This window comes from Pseudoalteromonas sp. MQS005, from assembly GCF_001661605.1.
Lineage (GTDB): Bacteria > Pseudomonadota > Gammaproteobacteria > Enterobacterales > Alteromonadaceae > Pseudoalteromonas > Pseudoalteromonas tetraodonis.
Genome location: NZ_LYRQ01000109.1, coordinates 1 through 1,536 on the forward strand (window position 1 = coordinate 1; position 1,536 = coordinate 1,536).

Below are 1,536 nucleotides of genomic sequence, written 5' to 3' on the forward strand. Positions count from 1 at the left end.
TAAATTAATTATTTTTTATTTTTTACCTCGCCAATATGATTTGTAATGAGGCTACTGAGTGAACTAACTGAAATACGCAAAAGGGAGATAGATATAAATCTACCTCCCTTGTGCATTTGACCTCTAAGCCTTGCCAAACATGATTACAATGACTGCGCTTTTGAGCCACCGTAACGAACCCCTGTATTTGCGCAGGACTCCCTCCCAGGTTTGATACTCAGTAACTGAGTAAAATGCCCTATTAAACGCTATTGCAGTTAGGGCAGCGAATCAGCAAATAATGATTCACGGCATATTTGGGGAGACATGATTAGGCTGTTATTTTTGTTTTGAAAATAACTATTTTGGCCTCAGTTTCTGTAGCTAACTTTTTCCAATTTGACCCTAAGAAAAAACATCATCCTCGAAGTCACATGGCAGCTCCACCCGCTCTACTGGGTCGCTAATCAGGGCATGCATCAGCTCGTAGGTAAACTTTCGCATAGCATACTGATTTAGCTCTTTATTCGCTGTAATTTCAGGGCCAATTACCTCCCATAGCTCATCTAAATTCGCATTATCACTGCGTAATTCTAATAAGTTTATCTGATGGTCATTCGTGGTAATTACTCGGCAAAATGTTTGTAATAAATTTAAAAAATCCAATGTTGATACGTATGCATGTTTCATGTGTTCACTATCCTTGTGTGTTTTGTTATCAAAATCGATAACGTATTAGTAAATAAAATCAGACATGGGTATTTAAAACGGTTTACGAAAAAATTTTTAAAAAAGCGAACAAATGTTCGCTTAGGGGGTTATGCATTGTCGATAATATCGACCCAATCACTTTCTGCTGCTGCAAAAAATGTTGTTGGCGTTTGCATAAATATTTGCTGAAACTCCTCAGAGAACAGCTCACAAAACTGTGTTATTTGCTCTATGTAGATAAGTAAAAAAAGCGTCATGTCGTGCCCTTCTAAATACCTATTCTCAAAACTTGGATTTTTTTCCAACATACTATTTGAAATACTAATGCCAAGTATTTTTTTTTCCAACGCTATCTCTATGTAAATAGATGTAATTATTGAAATTTAACTCTAATGTTTGTTCATTAACTACATCTGCTAACAATAAAATTGTAGAGCAGTCATCCCACGGAGATCTACTGGCTCGAACGTATTGGCGAATAAATTGAGATTTAATATTTTTCATGATTTGTCCTCGTTAATTGTCCTGAAATTAACTAGGGCCATGCGATGGGTAAAAATAGAAAATCACGTTTATGTAGGCTAAATTTGCAAAAAGAATAAAAATCATTAAGGTTAAAAAAGTTCCTAACTTTGAGGTAGAACAATATGACTGATTATATTTGGCTATTACCTGCGACCATACTAACAATAGTTTTAGTCAAGCTTATTAAAAAGTCCAGAAAGTAAACCTACACTTTAAGTGCATAAATAATTCAGTGTGAAAAATAACTTAAGCCTACCTATTGATAATAAAAATATTGAACAATTAATGAACCAACCCTAACGATCGCTTAAAAAAAACACA

The 1,536-nt window shown here is 34.6% G+C and carries 1 protein-coding gene and 1 pseudogene; both read right to left on the bottom strand.

All coding sequences use genetic code 11. From position 1 onward, the window contains the following. Nucleotides 1-384: 384 nt before the first annotated feature. Complete coding sequence (locus tag A9479_RS19420; protein WP_024601268.1) at nucleotides 385-669, bottom strand: hypothetical protein; 285 nt, start codon at nucleotides 667-669, stop codon at nucleotides 385-387. Between the two features lie 128 nt (nucleotides 670-797). Next, a pseudogene (locus tag A9479_RS19425) lies at nucleotides 798-1,194 on the bottom strand (hypothetical protein). Nucleotides 1,195-1,536 lie beyond the last annotated feature (342 nt).

Bases quoted from the DNA above. Each gene is read 5' to 3' on its own strand.
- A9479_RS19420 (WP_024601268.1), bottom strand. From the start codon at position 669: ATGAAACATGCATACGTATCAACATTGGATTTTTTAAATTTATTACAA.